The sequence below is a fragment of the Neisseria sp. P0021.S006 genome (genome assembly GCF_051956895.1).
Genome location: NZ_JBQCWZ010001238.1, coordinates 1 through 453, shown reverse-complemented (window position 1 = coordinate 453; position 453 = coordinate 1). Strand labels below are relative to the sequence as shown.

Genomic DNA, 453 nt, shown 5'->3' with positions numbered 1-453 from the left:
CCTCAATACCCTGCGCACGCTCAAAGACCAGGCTGAATAAACAAATTATTCCACATCACAACATCAAGGCCGTCTGAAACATCAGCTTTCAGACGGCCTGCCACTATCAGCCCATATCGAAAAATAAACCAATCCGCTATACAATACCGCCCATGCCCACAGGCGCAATCCGCCGCCTTCCCACCCAACAGCACACACGGAAACATCATGAAAATCGCCACTTGGAACGTCAATTCCCTCAACGTCCGCCTGCCCCAAGTACAAAACTGGCTGGCCGACCACCAAGCCGACATACTCGCCTTACAAGAACTCAAGCTCGACCAAGACAAATTCCCAGCCGCCGCCCTGCAAATGATGGGCTGGCATTGCGTCTGGAGCGGCCAAAAAACCTACAACGGCGTCGCCATCATCAGCCGCCACGCACCGCAAGACGTACATTGCGGCCTCCCCACC

At 54.5% G+C, this 453-nt stretch carries 1 protein-coding gene; it reads left to right on the top strand.

Annotated features, from left to right (window positions below):
- Positions 1-207: 207 nt before the first annotated feature.
- A partial coding sequence (locus ACTHUM_RS19665) for an endonuclease/exonuclease/phosphatase family protein (RefSeq protein WP_440403964.1) occupies positions 208-453 on the top strand: 246 nt, incomplete at its 3' end.